Source organism: Bacillus sp. CGMCC 1.16541 (assembly GCF_003184905.1).
Classification (GTDB): Bacteria; Bacillota; Bacilli; order Bacillales; family Bacillaceae_H; genus Priestia.
In genome coordinates, this window is sequence record NZ_QFRU01000021.1 from 35,478 (window position 1) to 56,495 (window position 21,018).

22 protein-coding genes are annotated in these 21,018 nt (G+C 38.4%); 12 read left to right on the forward strand and 10 right to left on the reverse strand.

Features of this window, described 5'->3' with window-relative positions; genetic code table 11:
* The first annotated feature begins 90 nt into the window (after nt 1-90).
* The 5 genes from DIS06_RS16210 to DIS06_RS16230 all read left to right on the forward strand — a co-directional run bounded on the left by DIS06_RS16210 (nt 91) and on the right by DIS06_RS16230 (nt 3,096).
* Complete coding sequence (locus DIS06_RS16210; RefSeq protein WP_162596000.1) at nt 91-387, forward strand: DUF5344 family protein; 297 nt, start codon at nt 91-93, stop codon at nt 385-387.
* Complete coding sequence (locus tag DIS06_RS16215) at nt 384-1,799, forward strand: LXG domain-containing protein (protein ID WP_110114275.1); 1,416 nt, start codon at nt 384-386, stop codon at nt 1,797-1,799. Before DIS06_RS16210 ends, DIS06_RS16215 begins: the two co-directional genes overlap by 4 nt.
* Nucleotides 1,800-1,867: 68 nt before the next feature.
* Nucleotides 1,868-2,191 carry a DUF4176 domain-containing protein gene (locus DIS06_RS16220; protein WP_110114276.1) on the forward strand — a complete coding sequence of 108 codons (324 nt, stop codon included), beginning with the start codon at nt 1,868-1,870 and terminating at the stop codon, nt 2,189-2,191.
* Nucleotides 2,175-2,516, forward strand: a complete 342-nt coding sequence (locus tag DIS06_RS16225; protein ID WP_110114277.1) for a hypothetical protein — start codon at nt 2,175-2,177, stop codon at nt 2,514-2,516. Before DIS06_RS16220 ends, DIS06_RS16225 begins: the two co-directional genes overlap by 17 nt.
* Before the next feature lie 22 nt (nt 2,517-2,538).
* Nucleotides 2,539-3,096, forward strand: a complete 558-nt coding sequence (locus tag DIS06_RS16230; protein ID WP_110114278.1) for a hypothetical protein — start codon at nt 2,539-2,541, stop codon at nt 3,094-3,096.
* A gap of 71 nt (nt 3,097-3,167) precedes the next feature.
* Here the strand turns inward: DIS06_RS16230 and DIS06_RS16235 are convergent, their stop codons facing one another.
* Both DIS06_RS16235 and DIS06_RS16240 read right to left on the reverse strand, forming a co-directional pair.
* Nucleotides 3,168-6,326, reverse strand: a complete 3,159-nt coding sequence (locus DIS06_RS16235; protein WP_110114279.1) for a bifunctional cytochrome P450/NADPH--P450 reductase — start codon at nt 6,324-6,326, stop codon at nt 3,168-3,170.
* 78 nt (nt 6,327-6,404) lie between these two features.
* Nucleotides 6,405-6,980: a TetR/AcrR family transcriptional regulator gene (locus DIS06_RS16240; protein ID WP_110114280.1), complete on the reverse strand. Its 576-nt coding sequence runs from the start codon at nt 6,978-6,980 to the stop codon at nt 6,405-6,407.
* Between the two features lie 268 nt (nt 6,981-7,248).
* Here DIS06_RS16240 and DIS06_RS16245 point away from each other — a divergent pair, with 268 nt between their 5' ends.
* Nucleotides 7,249-8,511 (forward strand): GGDEF domain-containing protein, encoded by a 1,263-nt coding sequence (locus DIS06_RS16245; RefSeq protein WP_162596001.1) that lies wholly within the window; start codon nt 7,249-7,251, stop codon nt 8,509-8,511.
* Nucleotides 8,512-8,535: 24 nt separating this feature from the next.
* Here DIS06_RS16245 and DIS06_RS20780 read toward each other — a convergent pair whose 3' ends face one another.
* Nucleotides 8,536-8,664, reverse strand: a complete 129-nt coding sequence (locus DIS06_RS20780) for a hypothetical protein (RefSeq protein WP_275425436.1) — start codon at nt 8,662-8,664, stop codon at nt 8,536-8,538.
* Nucleotides 8,665-8,982: 318 nt separating this feature from the next.
* A complete protein-coding gene (locus DIS06_RS16250) occupies nt 8,983-9,498 on the reverse strand; it encodes a CBO0543 family protein (protein ID WP_110114282.1) in 516 nt (171 codons plus the stop codon).
* A gap of 461 nt (nt 9,499-9,959) precedes the next feature.
* Between DIS06_RS16250 and DIS06_RS16255 the strand changes: the two genes are divergently transcribed.
* Nucleotides 9,960-10,304, forward strand: a complete 345-nt coding sequence (locus DIS06_RS16255) for a YnfA family protein (protein ID WP_481746876.1) — start codon at nt 9,960-9,962, stop codon at nt 10,302-10,304.
* Nucleotides 10,305-10,329: 25 nt separating this feature from the next.
* On the opposite strand, the gene DIS06_RS20215 is transcribed toward DIS06_RS16255, so the two are convergent.
* Nucleotides 10,330-10,497 (reverse strand): hypothetical protein, encoded by a 168-nt coding sequence (locus DIS06_RS20215; protein WP_162596002.1) that lies wholly within the window; start codon nt 10,495-10,497, stop codon nt 10,330-10,332.
* Nucleotides 10,498-10,719: 222 nt separating this feature from the next.
* Between DIS06_RS20215 and DIS06_RS16265 the strand changes: the two genes are divergently transcribed.
* The 5 genes from DIS06_RS16265 to DIS06_RS16285 all read left to right on the forward strand — a co-directional run bounded on the left by DIS06_RS16265 (nt 10,720) and on the right by DIS06_RS16285 (nt 17,541).
* On the forward strand, nt 10,720-11,205 hold the full coding sequence (locus DIS06_RS16265) for a PH domain-containing protein (RefSeq protein ID WP_110114285.1): 486 nt from the start codon (nt 10,720-10,722) through the stop codon (nt 11,203-11,205).
* On the forward strand, nt 11,205-12,677 hold the full coding sequence (locus tag DIS06_RS16270; RefSeq protein ID WP_343287508.1) for a PH domain-containing protein: 1,473 nt from the start codon (nt 11,205-11,207) through the stop codon (nt 12,675-12,677). Before DIS06_RS16265 ends, DIS06_RS16270 begins: the two co-directional genes overlap by 1 nt.
* Before the next feature lie 238 nt (nt 12,678-12,915).
* Nucleotides 12,916-14,103: a sensor domain-containing diguanylate cyclase gene (locus DIS06_RS16275; RefSeq protein ID WP_110114287.1), complete on the forward strand. Its 1,188-nt coding sequence runs from the start codon at nt 12,916-12,918 to the stop codon at nt 14,101-14,103.
* 176 nt (nt 14,104-14,279) lie between these two features.
* Nucleotides 14,280-15,740, forward strand: a complete 1,461-nt coding sequence (locus DIS06_RS16280) for an alkaline phosphatase (protein WP_110114288.1) — start codon at nt 14,280-14,282, stop codon at nt 15,738-15,740.
* 250 nt (nt 15,741-15,990) lie between these two features.
* On the forward strand, nt 15,991-17,541 hold the full coding sequence (locus tag DIS06_RS16285; RefSeq protein ID WP_162596003.1) for a DUF5050 domain-containing protein: 1,551 nt from the start codon (nt 15,991-15,993) through the stop codon (nt 17,539-17,541).
* A 99-nt stretch (nt 17,542-17,640) separates the two neighbouring features.
* Here the strand turns inward: DIS06_RS16285 and DIS06_RS16290 are convergent, their stop codons facing one another.
* The 5 genes from DIS06_RS16290 to DIS06_RS16310 form a co-directional block, all read right to left on the reverse strand.
* The gene (locus DIS06_RS16290) at nt 17,641-17,862 is read right to left on the reverse strand and encodes a hypothetical protein (RefSeq protein ID WP_343287509.1); all 222 of its coding nucleotides are present in this window, start codon (nt 17,860-17,862) and stop codon (nt 17,641-17,643) included.
* Between the two features lie 553 nt (nt 17,863-18,415).
* The gene (locus tag DIS06_RS16295) at nt 18,416-18,607 is read right to left on the reverse strand and encodes a YfhD family protein (protein WP_110114291.1); all 192 of its coding nucleotides are present in this window, start codon (nt 18,605-18,607) and stop codon (nt 18,416-18,418) included.
* A gap of 97 nt (nt 18,608-18,704) precedes the next feature.
* Nucleotides 18,705-18,833 carry a YfhE family protein gene (locus DIS06_RS16300; protein WP_110114292.1) on the reverse strand — a complete coding sequence of 43 codons (129 nt, stop codon included), beginning with the start codon at nt 18,831-18,833 and terminating at the stop codon, nt 18,705-18,707.
* A 209-nt stretch (nt 18,834-19,042) separates the two neighbouring features.
* Complete coding sequence (locus tag DIS06_RS16305; RefSeq protein WP_110114293.1) at nt 19,043-19,603, reverse strand: GNAT family N-acetyltransferase; 561 nt, start codon at nt 19,601-19,603, stop codon at nt 19,043-19,045.
* A 258-nt stretch (nt 19,604-19,861) separates the two neighbouring features.
* Nucleotides 19,862-20,989: an amidohydrolase gene (locus tag DIS06_RS16310; protein ID WP_110114294.1), complete on the reverse strand. Its 1,128-nt coding sequence runs from the start codon at nt 20,987-20,989 to the stop codon at nt 19,862-19,864.
* Between the last annotated feature and the right edge of the window lie 29 nt (nt 20,990-21,018).

A 21,018-nucleotide genomic window follows, 5' to 3' on the forward strand; every position in this document is an offset into this window, starting at 1 on the left:
TATCGAACATCAAATCCTTAGATTGTTGGTGTTTCCGTTTATAACATGTTTTGTAAAACGAAAAAACCTAATAGTAAAGTAGTGATGAGTATGAAAGAGATAAAATTAACATTTAATGACATTGAACAAGTTGTAAAGGGGATGGAGACTGCTTCATCTGCTTTTGAGCCCCAATTGCCAAAGGATGTCGTGAAAAATAATCAGTTAGATGTTGTCGAGGAAATGGAACAGATTAACGCGTTGCTTGAAAAGGTGATGGTAAGCTACAAAGCGATTTTGGCTCAAAATGAACGAATGCTTAGACATTCTGTAGAAGCAATGAAAACAGCGGATGAGTCCTTAAAAACCTCCATGTCGTTAAAAGGTGTTGCGGAGGTAGAGAAATGAAAGTATTAGATGTCTCAAGTCTGCATGCTTCGCTTGAAGAAACCATGCAGGCAATTGATGAAAAGGTTGAAAGTCTTGAAGTCATTGAAGCGTCAATCGTTGAGTTAATCAACTCAAATGATTCGTTTAACGGAAAAGGGGCAGAGGCGATTAAGCTTTTCTATCAATCTTGCCATCAGCCATTTTTATTAAAGCTTAAACAAGTGCTCACATCATATAAGTCAAAGTTATTCGTGTGTAAAAATGGGTTGAGTTCTCTTGAACCAGATGAAAGAGGATTTATTCGCCAGGAATTTCTTCAAGGGGAACTTATTAATAAACTAATTGAAATACAAAACTATACAAATGATGTCACAATGGATGCGAACCGGCTCATTTCAAGCATCCTAGATATCGTTCCACTTGAGCAGTTAGATGACACGATGTTTAATGAACAAGTTTTACAAGCGAAACATACGGTTAATGATACAGTGAGCCACTTAGACAGTTTTGATTTGCAGAATACGTCATCTTTCAATGAACTAACGGGAGATCTACAGCTTTTAAGTACTTACATAGAAGAGATGGGCTCGAAAGTTAGCACGAACCCAAGAGCGCTCGAACAGTTTAGTCCACTGCAAGTATTTATGAGTCCAGCTCATGCTTCATTACTAGCTAGTATCCGCTCAACACCTATGTATTTCTTCACAGATGGAACGATTCCAGCCAATAAGTCTACACAGTCGATTTATGCATTGAATTCGCATGCGACGTCTCCTTATCACTGGTTAGGCTTGGATTTTGCGCCAAGTGGTATATCGGCTGAGAAAAAAGTCGAGCCAGCGCCTACCTATCTTGCTGGGGAGACGGTGGAAAATGGTGATTTTACATTTTCAGCTGGAGCAGGTAAAGTAGAAAACGATTGGTCAGGTTTAGACGGAGACGGTCAACTTGGCGGAAGTAGTACGCTAACAGGAATTCACACAGGAGTGCAGCACGACACAGCCGTGATTGATAGCAGCTTTAGTCAAGACATTGGAAAAGCTGAAGCGCAAGCAAGCATTGGTGGAAAGAGTGTACTTCCATTAGTGAAAGCAGGAGGAACGGTATACGGTGCTGAAGTACGTTCTCAAGTGGACAAAGACGTGAACTATGTGGGCCGTACGGGAGTCGAAGCAAAAGGTGAGATTTTAAAAGCAGGTGCTTATGCAGGAGTCGATAATAGTTCAATTGGATTCGGTGCCAAAGCAGCTGTAGCAGAAGGAGAAATCTCAGGGATTATCCCAATACCGTTTACTGACTATAACATTAAAGGAACCGCTGGTGCTTCTGCATTTGGTGCAGGAGGGGAAGCGAAGATTGGAAAAGAAACGATGATTGATCTTCGTCTTTTAATCGGAGTGAAGCTAGGCATCAGTTTTGAAAAAGAGTAAGATAAAAGCCGCTTCTTTTCTCCTTAAGACTGATAGGGAAACCTCGTTTGAAAGGAGCAACTGGGATTATGGCAAATGAAATTAATTCTTTAGTCATTGACAAAGGAACCGATTTATTACCAATCGGGACAGTCGTCTTATTAGATATCATGGTACAACCTCTTATGATTTACGGAAGAATGCAGCAACAAGCAGATAAAGAAGGGGTATGGGATTATGTTGCGTGTCCTTATCCACAAGGACATATCTCGGAAGAAACGAACGTATTTTTTAACCATGTTCAAATTAAACAAGTGATTTTTAAAGGTTTTGAATCTGAAGGCGAACAGCTTATGAAAGAAAAACTAAAATCATTAAGCGCAAGGAACGATTCAGATGAAAAAAATCATTAATTGGTTGATTGAACCGTATGTGATTGTACGGTCAGAGTTTCAACTGTTCGCGCAGTTAAAAAACCAACAATCGACTCCGAAAGAAGAAAGAATGAGGATTTATCAACTTCAAGCCTTTAACATCATGCTGCTTTTAGTATATTCGCTATTTTTTATCTCATTTTTTGTATACATTGGCATGATTGTGGTGGTGGAATGGTATGCACTTTCAGGTGTATTAGTGGGCCTTCTAATGATGAGTGTCATCAAATTTCTTCAAAAGCATCGCTATTTAAAGCGTCGTAACGCGTTTATTAAAAACGACCCAACATTAATTGAATCTTAACAAGCAGAGAGGACAGGTTTCATTGAAAAAACTTAGTTTAATCATCGTTGCACTTCTACTCGTACTTGTCGGCTGTAGTAATGATTCTACTGAAAAAGAAACGAGTAACGAGCAGTCAAAATCTGCAAGCGAGTCAAAAAAGAGTGAATTATCTTATGAAGAAAAACAGCAAGAAATTGTGGATTTTATTAACGAAGATATGAATGAAATTGCGACACATGAAACAAAAGCAAATGAAGCATTAGCAACGGTTTCAGGTGAGAATTTTAAAAATGATACAGAGTTGCTTGCTGTGTTAACAAGTGACGTCATTCCAGAGTATGAAAAAGCGGTTGAAAAAGCGAAATCACTTGATGTAAAGGTTGACGAATTAAAACCAATCACCGCTCAAATTGAAGAAGCGACAAGCATTTACTATGAAGCGCTGTTGCTTGAAAAAGAAGCGTTAGAAAAGCAGGACAAAGGGCTAATTAATGAGTCAAATGCAAAAGGCGAAGAATACGCAAAAGCGATTAAAGAGTATCATGAAACGATGAAAAAAGTGACAAGTGAATACGGCATTAATTATCAACAAGACTAACAAGGTTGTTCTTACCAAAAGCTAACATCATAAAAAAGAAGTGAACACAATCGTTCACTTCTTTTTTGTCTTTAAGCTCCTGCCCATACATCTTTGGCGTAACGGCCTTCGGTTTCAAGTTGTTGTAACCAGTTTGTAGCTTCTTCTTCTGTTGTTTTATAGAGCTTGCTATATGCTTTAATGAGCGTCTTTTCAACATCAGGAGCCATTTTACTTCCATCACCGCAAATGTAAAGGCGGCCATGTTCTTTTAAAAGAGGAAGCACATCATTCCCTGTTTTAGCTAACTGGTGCTGTACATACATTTTTGGCTGTCCTTCACATCGTGAGAATGCAGTATGAAGCGTGATGAGTCCTTCTTGCTCTGCTTGCATTAGCTCTTCTTTGTATAAGTAATCATGCTCAGGGTTGCGACACCCAAAATAAAGATGAGCCGGTCCGAGCGCTTCTCCTTGTTTCATTAACATGCGACGAGCTTGAATGAAGCCTCGAAACGGTGCAATCCCTGTTCCTGGTCCAATGAGTACCATCGGTGTTTCAGGATCAGCTGGCAGTTGAAAGTGAGATTGTGGTGTTTGAATAAAACAAGCAATCGTCTCGCCAACAGAGCGATTAGCTAAGTAATTCGAAGCCGTTCCTTTGTATTCACCGTTTCCGCTCCACGCTTCTCCACGAACCACACCTACTGTGATACTTGCTTCACCCTCATGAACAAGAGGAGAGCTAGAGATTGAGTAGTACCGCGCTTTTAATGGTGGTAATAGAGATAAAAATTGTTCAAAAGGCATCTCGCATGCTCGGTATTGCTCGATAAGTTCAAGCATTGTGACACGCTTGCGCAGAATGTCTCGTTTATACACCTCATCTTCGAGTAACTGTTCAAGTTCCACAACATGCGGTGGACATACTGTTTGGGCAGCGATTGCACGAATCTGTGCTCGTGTTGCCGGCTCCTGCAATTCCACATAGTTTGCAAGCAATTCACCTAATCGAACGGGCTTCTCTATTGGAAGGTGAGTCGAGCTTCCATCATCTTCGAGCACTACATACTGCTGATGATCTAATCCAAAGCGAGAAAGCACGCGCTTCACAAGATCATCAGCATTTTGTGGAATCACACCGAGATGATCCCCTTCTTGATACATCGCGCCTTCTGGAAGTGTCAGCTCAATATGACGTGTGCTTCGCTCGCTATTGGCATGCTGTAGCTCACGGTTTTGCTTCACAACAGCAGTAAATGCGTCATGTGTATGAGCTAGTGGTGTGTCACTTACACCGCTCACAAGCTTCATGGACAACGAACTTGTAGACGTATCCCCATCATGGAATTCAAGGTTTAGCGCCTCCGCTAGGTTTGGCCAAAGCGCTTCCGTCCATTTTTCATAATCCCCTTCAAAATCTTCGCTTGCGTCACCATAGCCACTAGGAGAGATGCGAGTTGCACCTTTTTTCGTTAACTGATCATCAATGAATGTTGGCACTTTTTGATACGTTGTAGCCCAATTACGGTCGCCACAGCCGAACAGCGCATAACGAACGCCCTCAACTGAATCCACTTCTGATAGCCACTCGACGAATTGCTGCGCATTATCAGGTGGATGACCGTTATAAGAAGCTGACACCATCAGAACCGCACCTTCTGTTGGTAACGTATTAACGTAATCGTTTAACGGTGCGACAGTCGTTTCAAATCCTTGCTTTCTTCCGGTCTCTGCTAAGTCACGTGCCAAGCTTTCAGCTGTGCCAAGGTTGGAACCATACAAAACGAGTAATGGCGTACCGTGTGTCGGGATATCGGCTTGCTTTACTGATTCTTTCTTTGATTCGTTCTCATTTGAAAGAGGCGTTAAAAAAGAAGCCAATGAACGACGAGGACGTACTTTCATCGTGAGTCCTTCTGGTTTTAATGTTAATGCTTCTTTCACATCAAGCTCATACTTTTCGTTAGGAATAAATTCAAAGTGTTGAATCATCATCCCGAGAACGAGTGTCGCTTCATGCAAAGCAAACTGCTGTCCGATACAAGCACGTTGACCATTTCCAAATGGCTTATACGCATGATGTGGAATAGAAGAAGGGTCTTCAAAGCGTTCTGGAAGAAACGATTCCACATCTTCTCCCCATACCGATTCATCACGGTGAATTTCTGGGATTAATAACGTAAAGATGTCTTCTTTCTGCACTGCATACTCATTCTGTAGTGTTGTATCTTCTTTCGCATACACTGAAAAAGCAGGAGCTGTTGGCCAAAGGCGCAGCGTTTCATTTAAAATCATGCGAATGTATTTTAACTGCTTCACCGCTTTATAACCAGGCGTGGCGTCACCTAACACTTCATCGACTTCTTGTTGCGCTTTTTTCAATTTGTCAGGATGATTCATTAAAAAATAAAGCGCAAAGGAGAGAAGTCCACTTGTTGTTTCATGACCAGCAATTAAAAATGTAATAATCTGAAAGCGGATGTTTTCATCGTCAAGAGCTTCACCTGTTTCAGGATCAACGCCTTTTAACATATGAGAGAGAAGGTCATCTTCGCCCTGATCACCATTTCTCTTTCGCTCAGCAATCAAGTCGTCCACAAGTGAAAACATATAGGTAATGTCTTCATTAAATTGTTTTTTTGATTTAATCATCAATTTATCTTGAACACCAAGACGCTGTGTTTGGTTCATTGCTTCATCTAAGGCACGAACCATACTATGAACAAATGGGTGAGCATTTTCGCGATAAAAGCTATTAAATCGATAGTTAAACCCACATAATCCAATTGTATCTAACGTTAAACGAGTCATATCTTCAGGAACATCAACATCTTCATTTGAGTTTAAACGTGCCCACTTTTGAACAAGTTGAATAGCGATATCTACCATCTTGTCATGGTAGCCTTTCATTGCTTGTTGACTAAAACTAGGCAATAAAATATTGTGGGCTTTTTTCCAATTTGGCTCGGTCGTTTCACTTGTAAAAAGTCCATCTCCACCAAATGCACGCACTTTTTGAAGCGCAGGTCCTACTTTTTTATCAAAACGCGTTTCATCACATACTTCTGCAGCAAGAGAAGCGCTTGAAACAAAGTTACTTACACGTCCAGGAGATTGAAAGCGATAAAGAGGTCCAAGCTCTCTCGCAAGCTTCATAAACGATTGAACGGGCTTTTCTTTATCAATCACCGGAAGGCTTCCTAGTGGTCCATATGTTTTTGGCTGTGGTAATGATTGTAATGTTTTCATGAAAAAATCACCTCATTTTTTAGAGTGAAAAAACGGAATGAATATTCATTCCTAATGGAATAAAGAGAGAGATCTCTCTTATTGATGCAATCGAACAGCGTCCCAAAAGCTTTCTTCGACTTGTGTTAATAAATGACTTTCCGGTTCAATCTCACCTGATCGAACGAGACGCTGAAGCTCAAGAAATGCTCCATACATAATGGCCATTAAAACGGAAGAAGGCAAATCTTTTATTTTGCATTGCTTTTTTCCTTCATCAAAAAAGGTGATAAAGATCGTGAGTAACTGAGTGAAGCAGTCACGACTCTCTTTAGTTAAGAAATGAGCATCACTATGCATTCGAATAAAATAGAGTGCATGACTATTTTCAGTTGTAAACTGAATCATCGCATTAAAAATGTACTGAAACTGCTTTCGAATCTCTCCATCATATGGAAATTCGGCCTGGATCGTATGAGTAAAAGTTTCTACATATTGTTGAAACAGCTCATTCACCAGTACTTCTTTGTTTTCAAAATAACGATAAATCGTTCCTGCTCCTACACCTGCAGATGTCGCAATCATCGGAATTGTTGTCGCATCAAACCCACGCTCCGCAAATAAAAACAGGGCGCTCGATAAAATACTGTCGCGTTTTGACGGTGTTGTTCTCATCAATCTTCAGCCTTTCATTTAGGAATGAATGTTCATTCCTATCTAGTGTATCTCTTAACATTCCCTCCAACAATGACGCATTATACCTAAAAAATGTCACTTTTTTGTGAAGAGGTAGAAAGAAGGAGAGAGGTATTTTCCTTGTCAGCTATGAGAATATAAACGTTGAGTAGTAAAAAGACTTCATAAGAGACTAGATAAAAAGATACAAAACTTTTTTACTATTTTGTATAATTGATATAAAAACGATGAAATGATGAGGTTAACTATGAGGTTCATTGATGAATTTACGCCTACTTCTGAAGAAAAGAAGCTATTAGCGGATCATTTGTTTCAGGAGAATATTCAACGATCTAAATTATTTGCTACAATCGTCATTTTATTTGAAAGTATTTTAATTGTGATGAATGTAGCAAGCAGTTACAAATCAAACGGATATGTCGTGCTGAATGTGTATCTTTTTATGTATCTATTACTCCTTGGTATGAGTGGGTTCATGGTTATGTATGTCCGACGGTTTGAACAAAACCCTCGACCTACAGAAAAGGAATACGACCGGTTTCAAGTGGGCCTTTTTTTATTAGTAGTGTTCTTTTTAACATGGGGTTCTGTTGTGACACTTTTCGACCAGAAAACGTACGGACATGTGATGGCGTTTGCAATTAATTTTATGTGTGTGTCCATTTTGTTTCATGCATCAAATCGAACGATTCTTTATCTCTATATCTTTCCTGTCTCAGTATTATTGATTGGACTACCGTTCTTTCAAGCATCTAATGAGGTAATCTTTGGTCACTATGTGAACCTCTCCGTCTTTTTATTTTTCTGTTGGCTTGCTTCGCGCATGCTTTATAAAAGCTACTCTGCGAATTTTTACCACCAACTTTTATTAATGAAAACAAATGAAAAATTAGCATTTAAAATTACAGAAAATGAAAAAATGAATGCCAAGCTGACAAGTGTAAATGAGCAATTAAAAAAGCTGACATTCATTGACGAATTAACAGGGATTAGAAATCGTCGAGGCTTTCATGAAGGAGTCAGTCAGGAAATTCAACTCAACCCAGGGCCAAGCAACGTCTCTATTTTCATGATTGATATTGACGCGTTCAAGCAATTCAATGATTGTTATGGTCACTTAGCAGGAGATGATGTGATTAAACGTGTAGCGAAAACGATGAGAATTCAGGTGCAGCATCCAACTAGCATTCTTGCTCGATTTGGAGGCGAAGAGTTCGTGGTGGCCATGTTCCATCTAAGTGAACAAGAAGCCTACGAACTAGCAGAACGAATACGAGAAGAAATATGTAGGTTGAAGATTACTCATACGCAATCTACTGTTGCTCCTTACGTCACAATTAGTATCGGTATTGCAATCGGTCAAGTTACCACCAAATTTGACGTTGAAAAACTCATTGGACGTGCTGATCAAGCTTTATATCGAGCGAAGGAAAAGGGGCGAAATCGAGTGGAGATAGATAAGGAAATGGTACGTAGGTTTGTATCAAAAGAGGAGTTTGTTACCCTTTGACACAAACCTTTTCTCTTATAGTAGCTACTCTTTTGGTGTTTGAATACAAGAAAAACAAGTAATCCCTTCTTTTGCTACTACCCCATCTAAAAATCCATCACAACAATACACATCTTTTCCACATTGTTGGCACGTTCCGACCAGTTCTTTCATACTTATCTCCTCCTTACTTATCTCTTCTTTAAACGAAAAGAAAATCCTGTTTTTAGGCATAAAAAGAGAGCACGTCATCGTGTGCTCTATTGTTGCGTTCCATCCCATCTTGTGAGAAAGAGCGCCATGCCGATATACGTACTCAATAAAAGAATGAGAAAGACGGGTATAGATAATGTGTCTTGAATGACCATAGAATGTCACCTCTTATTCGAGTGTTTAAAGCTTGTAGTATGAAAAGTGTTTTTAAAAATCATTGAATGGAACAGTAGCCACAACTGTCCATAAGAGAGTTGTCATATCATCTATTCGAATAGCCTATTTTAACGAACTGATTGGAACCGGGAACACAAGAAAAAAGATACATGAAACGAGAATCGAAAGGGCAATCGCAATGACTGGCTTACGGTAATGAATTGTTAAAATGATAAATAATACAAGGTTAAACCAAACGTTATGCCAGCCGTTCCAGCCGTTGTCGTACACAAACATGCCTTTATGGGCAAATAAATACTCAAGAATTGAGAAGAACATGACCCAAATCGCGATATAGGCATATTTAATCCGACGATGATGAGGAAAACGTTGTAAGTAAATCGTTAAGGCAACAGGGCAAATGAAAAACGTAAATGCTAAGTTAATAATGGTATGGTTGAGCCAATCTATCGTCACACCTCGGAACGCCCAAAGCGTATGCTGGTAGTAAATCATGTTGTAAGTCATATTGACGACGATAAAAAATAAAATTGTTGGATACTGCAGTTTTACTTTTGACCAATCAACAAACTTGTATGCAAATAAAATCCAAACAATGATGACTAATAATAAGTACATGTTATTCACCTCACAACTAACAGAATCATACTTACCATTTTAGACAAGAAATAGGTGATTCAATCAAGAAAAGGATTTTAACGAGCTTATATGGATGGAATGTACAGGATGATATTCAAAACAAACACATCGGTTGTCAAGTGTTTTATAGGTAAGTCATGTTGACAGCTGAGTGGAATGGGATACTTTTACCTCTTTTCGCTCAGCTTTTTCTTTTTGTTACCATTTAATTCTAAAAAAGAAGGGAACATGTGCTGTAAATAACAGTTAGAAAGGAATGGGAGTATGGGAATAAACGATCAAACAAGCGTTGTGACTCATAAAGAGATGGGCCATTTCACTGGTGAGTTTATTCACGCCATTGTTGCACATCGTCACTGGAACCGTCAGCTTGTGTAACGTCTCGCCTTGACAAATACTCGCCACTGCAGAACAATAAACTGCAGTGGCTTTATTATGGAATGAAAGGAGAGAAGCTCGTGCTGTATGCGATTGGACTGTTTCTTGTTGCTGGACTTGCTGAAATTGGTGGTGGCTATTTAATTTGGTTATGGCTACGAGAAGGAAAGTCTGCGTATCTTGGACTGGCTGGAGGAGTAGCACTCGCTTTATATGGCGTTGTGGCAACATTTCAAGCGTTTCCGTCATTCGGACGTGTATATGCAGCGTACGGTGGCGTGTTTATTGTGCTTTCTGTTCTGTGGGGCTGGGGTATTGATAAAAAAGCACCCGATTTGTACGACTGGCTTGGCGCATGCATTTGTATCATCGGTGTGTCTGTCATGTTGTTTGCGCCACGCCAGTAAGCACGCATTCTAAACGAATGGGTGCTTACTTTGATTGAAAATGTAGCGGAATGCTTCGCTTCATTTCCTCTTTATGCTCTGCAACTTGTCGGTGACGATGACCGTTTCCACCGGATGGGTGTGGAAAGCCGTGAAGTACAGAACTCCCTTCCATTACTCCACGCTCTGCTAGAAATGTAAGTACTTTTAACACATTCACACGTAATGGGATTATTAGTGGACGGCCGAGTAAAAGTTCTTCTCTTTTTAAAGCTTCCTCTTCAAGCAGAGATGACAGAGAGTATATCAGTTCTTTATGAATCTTTTTACATAGTTCTTTCGTATAATAGTACATCACTTGAAATAAATAAAAAAATGTGCAAAATCTAAGGTTTTTTAAAATACGATAAGTAGACGTTAAATTAGGAGTGGAAACATGTACGCACCAACTAAACTGTTATCAAAGGACGCCGTTAAAGTATGGATGATTAGCGAAACCATTATGAATGGAATTTGGTTTGTCTTATTGGCTGTTTTACTTTATTTAGATAATCGATTTTCGTGGTACGACTGGATTGGTTGGGTGTTAATCGGTGTCACGATTCTATCCGTCATTATCTCAATTTGGTCGATTTTTATTCGTCCAGTTTTACTTTATAAAACGTGGCGTTATGAAGTAGATGAAGAATTTTTACGGTTAAAATCAGGTGTCATTCAGGAAAAACATGAGCTTATTCCAATGACAAAAGTTCAAGCTGTGTCAACGAAACAAGGACCCTTACTTCGAAAGTATAAGCTTTGTTCGATCTCTGTTTCAACGGTAGCAACCTCTCATGGCATTCCAGCTCTTCCTGAAGAAGTAGCAATTGAACTTCGGAATCAAATTGCGCAGTTCGCAAAAGTAAAGGAAATAGATGAGTGATGAGTATGAAGCGACATCATCCTGCTCTCTTACTATTTAATATGTGGTGGCTAGTTAAAAACCTCTTTTTCGTCGTATTGTATTTGTTTGTGATTAAGCACGAGTCACAATCGATGTTTATTCATTATGGTCGATATGTTGTAATGGGTGTTGTGGTTGTTTCAGTTGTATACATTGTGTTTAGGTGGTTGACTCAAACGTACATGCTCGATGAGACATCCTTTCATTTGCACGAAGGTTTGTTTACAAAATCAAAGCGGACGGTTCCATTTACGAAAATTCAAAATGTGAACCGCCATACATCCCTTTTTCATCGCTTGTTTCACGTGACATCCATTCGCTTTGAAACAGGTGTAGCGGGAGAGGATACGGAAGTTGAGTTTAAAGTGATTGGACGGTCAGAAGCAGATCGAATGGAAGAGATGGTAAGGGATCGTGATCGTCTTCGTGATAATGATGATGTCATGTTTGACACAAAAGAGGAAGAAACGGTTCAGTCCAATCGATTGATTCATTTTCAACCGACCAAAAAAGAACTGTTAAAGGCTTCCTTTACATCATTAAGTTTTTTAGCGATTATTCCATTAGTGGGTTCGCTGTATTCAAATGTGAATGATTTCTTTCACGTTGATGGACAAGTGGAAGGATTGCTTACTGAAATAATGAGTTCCTGGTTTATCTTAACAATCATTGTCATTTTACTTGTTATACTAGCAGTTGCTTTTGGTGTGATTCGAACGATTTTAACGTATGGAAGATACGAAATTTCATCTGATGAAGATCGTATTTACATTAAAAAAGGAATCATAGAGGAAACATCGTTTTCAATTTCGAAACAGAATGTACAAGCGATTCAAATTTTACAATCACCAATTAAAAAAATACTAGGGTTAGCAGAAGTAAAGCTTACGAGTGTTGGAATCGGGGTGGAAGAGGATGGGCAAGTCAACTCCCTTTATCCGTTTCTACCTGTACAGCGTGCTTATGACCTTGTTTCAGAGTTATTGCCTCATTACAAAGTCACACAAGAGATGAATTCTCTTCCGATAAAAGCATTATGGATACGTTTAATGCGCCCTCACTGGATTTGGATGATTGCCGCGGTTAGTTTAGCTTTTTTGCAACCGGCCATTTTAGGAATAGCAAAAGGATGGATTTGGTTGTTAGTGTTTTCATTACTTGTCCTTTCTTTACTAAGAGTACTTGATTTCTTCCGAACAAGGTATACATTACACGGTCCGTTTATCCAGTTTAAAACAGGTCGGTTTACGACCACTCTCTTTGTTTCAAATCGCGATAAAATCGTTGAAGTAGCCATTGAGAGAAGTATGTACCAAAAGCTATTTGGGCTCGCATCAATTAAGACAGTTAATCGTGAAAACCCTGTTCATTATAACAACCTGGATGATATTCCATCAGAAGTAGCAGAATCCTTCTATGAGTGGTACATGGAGCGTAGAAAAAACAGATAAGAGCAGTTGAAAAGAAGACGGATGTGATAGATAAGAACACTTATTATCCATGATAAAGGTAACAAAGAAAGCCGCACGAATGAACTGTGCAGCTTTTTTATTTACAAAAAAATCCTTCCTTGCATTTTTTAACGAGTTCAGACAATTGATGCTAGACGAAAACTTCTTTTATCCGATATAGTAAAAGAACAAAGTCGATTTTTGTCGATTTTGTTATTGAGCGAGAGTAGGTGAAAATGTGAATGATCAAGATAAGATTACCACGAGCGTGATGGCTATTTGTATATCTGTTTTATTGGTATCGGTTTCAGTCTTAATCCAAGACGCTTTGCTTCAGTTTGTGTTAATCACAGTTATGGTCATAGCACTCTTATGGCGGGTATTAACACAAATCAAAGCCTTACAATCTAAAATAAAAACATTACATAAAGAAAAAGAAAAGCTTGAGGATGAAAATCGTGTAGTGAATATGCAAAACGAAGACTATGAATTGCTTTTTCATTCACTAGATGGTGCGGTCTTTTCTATCGATATCACTCAAGATACGGTCACATTTTCAAAAGGAATGGATCAAATTTATGGTTATGAAGATAAATTATATCATCAGAATCGTCATATTTGGAAAGAAGTCATTCATGAAGATGACGTAAAAAAAGTGGAGAAACATGAGAAGAATATTGTGTCGGGTCAGTCTTCACGTGTCGAATATCGCATTATTCATGCTCAAACGAATGAGTTGAGATGGTTGAGCGAACTCGTGACACCGATGAAGACATCTAATGGCGTTCTTCTGCGCGTAAATGGACATGTGACCGATATTACAGAACGTAAACGAGCAGAATTTGAATTGAAGCAACTCGCATATTATGATGATTTAACCGATTTGCCAAATCGAAAAGCACTCGATCGCCATATTGAAAAAGCATTAGCACGTTCAAAACGTCATCACTATCATTTTATTATTATGTTTATTGATTTGGATGGTTTTAAAAAAGTCAATGATACATTAGGACATGAAGCTGGTGATCAGTTGTTAAAAGAGGTATCTGTCCGTATCAATGAGTGCATCCGAGAAGAAGACCTCGTCTCTCGAATTGGTGGAGATGAATTCGTTGTTGTGTTTGAGGAAACAACAAAAGAAGAAATCGAAATGATTGCCAAACGTCTTTTAAAATATGTCGGGCTTCCGTACACTATCAATGAACAAGAAGCGAGTATTTCGCTCAGCATCGGAATTAGTGTGTATCCAGATGATGGTGAAACAAAAGAAATACTTCTTGAACGTGCCGACCAAGCGATGTATTGTGCGAAGCATAATGGCAAAAATGACTATGTGATGTACAATCCAGCGTTAGGTGAGCTAGATTTTAAGAAAACAAGCATTTGGGAAAGATGGCTTGATTCCATTCAAAGTTTAGTTAAATAGATTGTTAAGAGTCCTAGTAACTGTTTAATGGTTGCTAGGACTTTTTTATTACAAGCATGTTACATGTAAAGAAACGACCTCTATATCTTTACATTGTCGTTATTGAACATTTACGTTCATACGTTACCGTTATATGTAGATAGCAAAACACAAAACAAAAAGGAGCGATTTTCAACATGAAGCCATCATTAAAAAAGAAGCTCTTACCATTTGCAGCAGTAGCAAGTCTTTCACTAGCAAGTTTAACAGGGTGTGGAGCCCTTGAAGATAAAGTAGGCGCAGCGGAACAACATACAGTAAAAGCAGCAAAAGAGAATCAAAGCATAACCCATGCAGAAGCAGTAGAGAAAATTAAAGCAGAAAATCCTGAAATTAAAAATGTTATCTTTTTAATTGGAGACGGTATGGGGCAATCGTACATGACAGCTCACCGTAACATGCAAGATGATCCTAAAACAAAAGAAAAAGAGTTAACAGCATTTGATAAACACTTTTTAGGCGTACAAACGACGCATTCAGATGATCATAAAGAGAATATTACGGATTCAGCTGCAGCGGCAACTGCCATGTCTGGTGGAGAAAAAACGTACAATAATGCAGTCGCTGTCAATCACGATCATCAACCTATTAAAACGGTACTCGAGCAAGCAAAAGACAATGGCATGTCAACAGGACTAGTGTCAACATCAGAAATCACACATGCCACACCTGCATCATTCGGTGCGCATGATAAACATCGTGACAACATGGCGGAGATTGCTGATGATTACTATGATGAAAAAGTAAACGACCAGCATAAAATTGATGTGTTACTAGGTGGAGGAAAAGACTATTTTGAACGTGAAGATCGTGACCTAACAAAAGAGTTCGAAAAAGATGGGTATAACTATGTTACAGATCGTAACGAGTTAAAGAAAAACAAAGATGAACAAGTACTAGGTCTGTTCGCTGATGAAGGATTAGATAAAGCGATCGATCGTGATAAACAGACACCTGGATTAGAGGAAATGACAGATTCAGCACTAACTCAATTAAGTAAAAATGACGATGGCTTCTTCTTAATGGTAGAAGGAAGTCAAATTGACTGGGCGGGTCACGACAATGATATCGTTGCAGCAATGAGTGAAATGGAAGAGTTTGAAAAAGCGTTTAACACAGCAGTGGACTTCGCGAAAAAGGACAAGCATACGTTAGTCGTTGCCACAGCTGACCATTCAACAGGTGGCTTCTCACTAGGTGCGAACGATGAAAAAGGAGAAGGTATCTATAATTGGTTAACAGAGCCAATTAAAGCAGCGAAGAAAACACCAGATTATATGGCCAAACAAATCGTCGAAGGTGCCGACGTTGAACAAACATTACGTCAAAACATTAAGCTTGATTTAAAACCAGAAGAAATTAAAGCGGTGAAAGAAGCAGCCAAAACAAACGATGAACTAAAAATTGATGATGCTATTGAAGACATCTTTAACAAACGTTCATACACTGGCTGGACGACATCAGGTCATACGGGTGAAGAAGTAGGTGTGTATGGATACGGACCAGGAAAAGAAATGTTCTCAGGATTTATGGATAACACAGAACAAGCTGAAAACATTTTCTATATTCTTGAGAAAATGAAAGAATCAAAAAAATAATAGAATAGGTAGATCAGTACGTGTACGAAAAGCCTCTTTAGATCAGCGGATTTGCTTTTGAAATCTTTGCGGTCTAAAGAGGTTTTTTATGTATATGTTTACATTGTTAGCAATCTTCTTTATGTATAGGGCTTTTAACTTTAACGTAACACAAACATCAGGTTGTAGTTTATTATTATATTTAAAGTAAAAAAGTAACAAGGGAGGAATATTTTATAATATGAACAGATGAAAAAAAGGGATGTACCTTATGTGTATATGTTTTCTAATTACTTTTTTTCAAAGTAATCAAGCCGTTAAAGCTGATGAGAGTCAAAGCAAAGTCGTTGAATATGATGTGATTTCTAATAGTGCGAATGCAAATAAAGTGACATCAGATCGAGAGTATTTATATTACGCAGATCGAGAAATGGAAGATGGCATTATCAAACAATCCATTACAAACTCAAAAGTTAAAAAGAAACTTGAGACGAACGGAAAAGTGTTTGAAGTCGTGTTAGTAGATGGATGGATTTATTATAACAATGCGAGTGAAAATGGTAGACTCTATCGAATGAGAACGGATGGAACTTCTAAAGAGTTACTTTCTGCAAAAAGAACGTACACCCTTTATGGATATAACGGAGAGTTGTACTATAATCAGTTGTCTAATGAAGACAGTGATAATTGGTATTTACAAAAGATGAATGTAAACACTAAAAAAACAACAAATCTAAAACAAATATCAATTCAGCAGCTACAAGTTTCGGATGGATGGGTGTACTTCACAGATACATCAGGTCTTTTATTTAAAATGGACACAAATGGAAAGCATGAAAAGCAAGTTGTCATTCCTCTTGAATACCCATACATTGGTCATTTTATAGTTGTTTTGCAAAAGCTATATTTTACTACATACCAAGGTGACCTTTATGAGTTTGATATGAATTTGAGCACAGTAGAGCACTTGCATGATGCATTCGCAAATGGAGGCTCGCATCGAGAAGATAAACTGTCTAATCCCGATACGGTTCCTTCTTTTTTAATTTACCATAATGAACTATACTATCCGTTATTATCGACAAGAGAGAGTGGGGAAGAGGTTACATCCATTTGGAAAATAAACATACAATCCAATGAGAAAAATCAAGTAGATAGTGGGGGAATATATAAAGGTGCTTTGCTGTTAGTGAATAATCTTATTTATTGCTTAAACGATGAGTTTGTTCATTATGAGAAAACGCTAGAAGCAAGTATACCTGATTGGTCTCCATGGAAATATGCTGATTTTGAGGCAAATCAGCATTGGTCAGAAAATATGCTTTGGGCAGTTAGAAATGGTCTTATCTCTGGATATCAAGATATTAAAAATCCAAAGACTGGACAGGTAGAAGATTTGTTGAGGCCTTATCATTCATTAACAGAAGCTCAATTCTTAACGGTTTTATTTCGTTATTTAAGGCCAGAAGAGTTACATTCAACAATTTCAAAAGATCCTAATTATTGGGCTTCTGTTCCCTATCAATTGGCCGAGAAATACCGTCTTCCAACGAATGGTACAATGACAGATAAAAAAGCCCATAATCAGTTTATTACCAGAGGGAAAGTAGCGCAAATAATAGCTAGTATTCATTTTAATAAAGTAGTAACAGAAAGAGAAGCTGTAGAGTTTATGTATTCAGCAAGCATTTCAAATGGCTTTTCTGACGCACAAGGACAATTTCTGAAGACGTATGAATCGTATCGAGCAACAAACTCTCTATCAAGAGGACACATTGTGACACTCATTCGAAATTATGACGTGTTCCTAAACAAACGATAAAGATTAGATAAAGAATGAAAGAAGAGGGTCGGACATCACTGTTTCAGTTGATAAGATGTCCCACCCTCTTTTATTACCTCCTAAACTTCACAGTAGTAATTATCTCTTTTTCCGCGGATCCAGCACCGGAACAACTTTTTTCACCACTTCTAATTCAACTTCCACATGAACGTGCCGATCATCTATCTCTTTTACTTGTATCACTTTTCCTTTGCGACCTTTAATTTTTACGTCGCTTCCTTCTGTCGGTACATCACGACATAGTTGATTTAATAACTCCACATTGTTTTGTATAAAGTGTACAACGACCAAGTTGTTCACTCCCCTTCATCCTTTTAAGAATAAAAGCGGTGTAGCTTTTTATAAGGTTATTGTGAAGGGGGAGAGTTCAGACCAAAAACTTTTATACACAACACTTATTAATGGGAAAAGGAAAGATTTTATCAGTTAGAGAGAAAAGAAGAGGAAGCAGGAGGAAAGAAGGAAGGGCAAAATTCTACACAATCTTTCACATTGCAACATAAATTTTTCGACTTTTTAGATATTAAAAATGTTATCCACATGTAAAAGCGTTTTCAAAACCTTATTTTTCTAAGATATACACAAAGTTATGCACATTATCCACATTTTAAAATGATTTCATCCACAAAAATTATTCACGGTTTGTAAATTGGATAGAAGTTGTTATATCAAGGATAAATAAAGTTATACACATTATTCACAGTTTTGTGGATAAACTGTGTGTATATATTTTATTTTTGAAAAAGTTTTGAATATAATGAGAGGTCCAAAACGAGTGAGAATACATAAAACGTGACGTAAGCATGATGAAACCTGCAGAAAAGCATCGTAAGCTTTCCCACAGGTTGATACATTACTTCTTACTATTCATATCTGACTGACGAATACCTGCTGCTTGCGCACGTGCTTGTGCCTCTAAGTCCTCACCATCAGCGAATGCGCGTGAGTACTCCACATCATATCCATCAGACTTCATATTTTTCGGCACTTGTGGTAAACGCGCTTTATTTTTACCGCGCGAATGATTTCCTCGTGATCTTCCCATTGTTATTCCTCCTCAAGAACTCGTTTATGAACGGTTCCTTTTTAGGTTGTACAAAGAGGGAAGACCTATGTATGTGTGTATTTACTACTGTTGCCAATTAGTGTCTTGCTTTTTTTGCAGTATACCCACCAGCTTGGTCGGCCATCTTAAAATCACGTGCGTAGTTAACTTCTTGTGAACTGCTTAATGTGCTTTTTGCTTTTTCATGACGTTTTTTTTCAGCCATTGTTAATCCCTCCAAAAGATAGTGTAAAATAAACTACATCTTCTAGTGTGACCAACATTTTCTTTTTTTAAAACAGAGTAAAGAGTAAATGCTTGATTCTGCTTCCACAGTCTCAATTGAGTCAAAACCTTGAAAGAAATTTCCTGAAAACACCAACCTTTTAAAAAGAACATAAAAAAAGGAGTTGTTCACAATGTTCGAACAACTCTCTACGCTTCTTTTAACTGATGATCTTCGTGTACTTCTTGCTCGTGTCGTAAATAGTGTAATGTGTATAAGTCTTTCGAGATTTCATATAAGTTATACACATCGCCACCTTGATTGATTTCCTCGTACAAACTTTGTCTCGTTTCGTTTGCGAGTGTCACATACGGTAGCTTTTCAGCCGCTTTCATTGAACGAACGTTTACTTTGCGAATACGCATAAAAATGCGTTCAATTCCTAACTCATAAAAAAGTTCGTTGAAAAACACTTCTTTTGCAATTTTATTATAGCCTTTTCCGTGATAGGGTTTTCCTAACCACGTACCAAGGAATCCAGCGTTATCTTGTACATCGAATAAGTTAATCGTGCCGATTGGGTTACCCCATTCGTCTAAAATTGTACGTGAAATAAGTTCTCCATGCTCTTCTGCTTCCATCGTTTGTTTTGTCACAAACAGAAATTCTTCGTATGAATTTGCTTTATGACGCACAAAAGGGAAGACATCCGGGTGCACCATGAGATCGTATAAACCTTGACAATCGTGTAGGTCTCGCTTTTTCAGCATAATAATCCCTCCGCCTTGAGGGCAGACCACACGTGTTGTAGGAACCACCCTCGAAATTTTTTAGTATTAAAAAAAATTTCGGGGTGGGAATCGAACCCACTAGAACCAGTTACCTGGTGGCGCACCATTTGCCTTCCCATTACTAGTCAACAAAAGAAATGTTAACAAGTGAATGTTTTATCTATATGATTGTTACATTTTTTCGTCCTTACCTTACGTATCATACTAAAAATATTTTAAAAAAGAAATAGGTAAATGTTAATTTTTTTTGAATAATATTTTTCCATCAATCATTGTCAGTAAAGGCTTCGCCATATAGTGAAAAGGGTGATGATTCCATAGCACTAAGTCTGCATCTTTGCCGATTTCAATACTGCCTACACGGTCGGAAATACGTAAGTTACGAGCGGCTGCAATGGTGATACCTTCAAGTGCTCGTTGTTCGTTTAATCCTTCACGAACCGCAATCGATGCACAGAGATTTAAATATTGAATGGGTGTGTACGGATGATCCGTTGTAATCGATACTTCAACGCCATTTTCCCAAAGTGCTTGATACGTTTCCCAACTTTTATTTTTAAGTTCAATTTTTGAACGACGTGTGAGCGTAGGGCCGACTGATACTTTTAAATTCCGTCCTTGTAGCTCTTCAGCAATTAAGTGTCCTTCTGTACAGTGTTCAATGCGAACATCGAGGTTGAATTCTTCTGCAAAGCGAACCGCTGATAAAATATCATCTGCACGATGAGCATGAATACGAACAGGAATTTCTCGGCGCAACGCACGAACGATTGGTTTTACCCGTAAATCCTCAATGTTGTCACAATTCATCGCATGATAAAATGCTTCACGAAGCATTCCCATAATCCCCATTCGTGTAATGGAATCTTTGTTTCCGTGACTATGAATCCGTTTTGGGTTTTCACCGAGTGCAATTTTTAACCCGGCTGTTTCTTGGAGGAGCATGTGTGAGATGTTTTTACCTGTTGTTTTAATGACAGAGGTCGTACCTCCAATGACATTCGCGCTTCCCGGCATAATGTGAGCAGTAGTAATTCCGTATTGAACCGCATCTTTAAATGCTGGATCGAGCGGATGTACACTATCGAGCGCTCGGATGTGAGGTGTGAGTGGCTCAATCGTTTCATTCGCATCATTTCCAGCCCATCCCGTTCCTTCATCATACAAGCCAATATGGGTATGAACATCGATAAAGCCAGGAAACAAGAGGTGATTTTGGCAATGAATCACATGCGTTCCATGAGCCGGCTGTAAATTGTAGCCGATTTCTTTAATTTTTCCGTTTTCTACTAATAAATCACAGTTGGAGAGTGGATTAGATGTAACGGGATAAATGGTTGCGTGTTTAAATAAAGTATTGTTCATGACTAACTAAACTCCTATCTACGTACAAG

Coding starts and splice junctions, on each gene's coding strand:
- DIS06_RS16265 (WP_110114285.1), top strand. CDS start 10,720: ATGTACGCACCAACTAAACTGTTATCAAAGGACGCCGTTAAAGTATGG.
- DIS06_RS16295 (WP_110114291.1), bottom strand. CDS start 18,607: ATGGGAAGATCACGAGGAAATCATTCGCGCGGTAAAAATAAAGCGCGT.
- DIS06_RS16300 (WP_110114292.1), bottom strand. CDS start 18,833: ATGGCTGAAAAAAAACGTCATGAAAAAGCAAAAAGCACATTAAGCAGT.
- DIS06_RS16255 (WP_481746876.1), top strand. CDS start 9,960: ATGAAAGGAGAGAAGCTCGTGCTGTATGCGATTGGACTGTTTCTTGTT.
- DIS06_RS16245 (WP_162596001.1), top strand. CDS start 7,249: ATGAGGTTCATTGATGAATTTACGCCTACTTCTGAAGAAAAGAAGCTA.
- DIS06_RS16305 (WP_110114293.1), bottom strand. CDS start 19,603: ATGCTGAAAAAGCGAGACCTACACGATTGTCAAGGTTTATACGATCTC.
- DIS06_RS16220 (WP_110114276.1), top strand. CDS start 1,868: ATGGCAAATGAAATTAATTCTTTAGTCATTGACAAAGGAACCGATTTA.
- DIS06_RS16240 (WP_110114280.1), bottom strand. CDS start 6,980: ATGAGAACAACACCGTCAAAACGCGACAGTATTTTATCGAGCGCCCTG.
- DIS06_RS16225 (WP_110114277.1), top strand. CDS start 2,175: ATGAAAAAAATCATTAATTGGTTGATTGAACCGTATGTGATTGTACGG.
- DIS06_RS16280 (WP_110114288.1), top strand. CDS start 14,280: ATGAAGCCATCATTAAAAAAGAAGCTCTTACCATTTGCAGCAGTAGCA.
- DIS06_RS16215 (WP_110114275.1), top strand. CDS start 384: ATGAAAGTATTAGATGTCTCAAGTCTGCATGCTTCGCTTGAAGAAACC.
- DIS06_RS16310 (WP_110114294.1), bottom strand. CDS start 20,989: ATGAACAATACTTTATTTAAACACGCAACCATTTATCCCGTTACATCT.
- DIS06_RS16235 (WP_110114279.1), bottom strand. CDS start 6,326: ATGAAAACATTACAATCATTACCACAGCCAAAAACATATGGACCACTA.
- DIS06_RS16250 (WP_110114282.1), bottom strand. CDS start 9,498: ATGTACTTATTATTAGTCATCATTGTTTGGATTTTATTTGCATACAAG.
- DIS06_RS16285 (WP_162596003.1), top strand. CDS start 15,991: ATGTGTATATGTTTTCTAATTACTTTTTTTCAAAGTAATCAAGCCGTT.
- DIS06_RS16210 (WP_162596000.1), top strand. CDS start 91: ATGAAAGAGATAAAATTAACATTTAATGACATTGAACAAGTTGTAAAG.
- DIS06_RS16270 (WP_343287508.1), top strand. CDS start 11,205: ATGAGTATGAAGCGACATCATCCTGCTCTCTTACTATTTAATATGTGG.
- DIS06_RS20780 (WP_275425436.1), bottom strand. CDS start 8,664: ATGAAAGAACTGGTCGGAACGTGCCAACAATGTGGAAAAGATGTGTAT.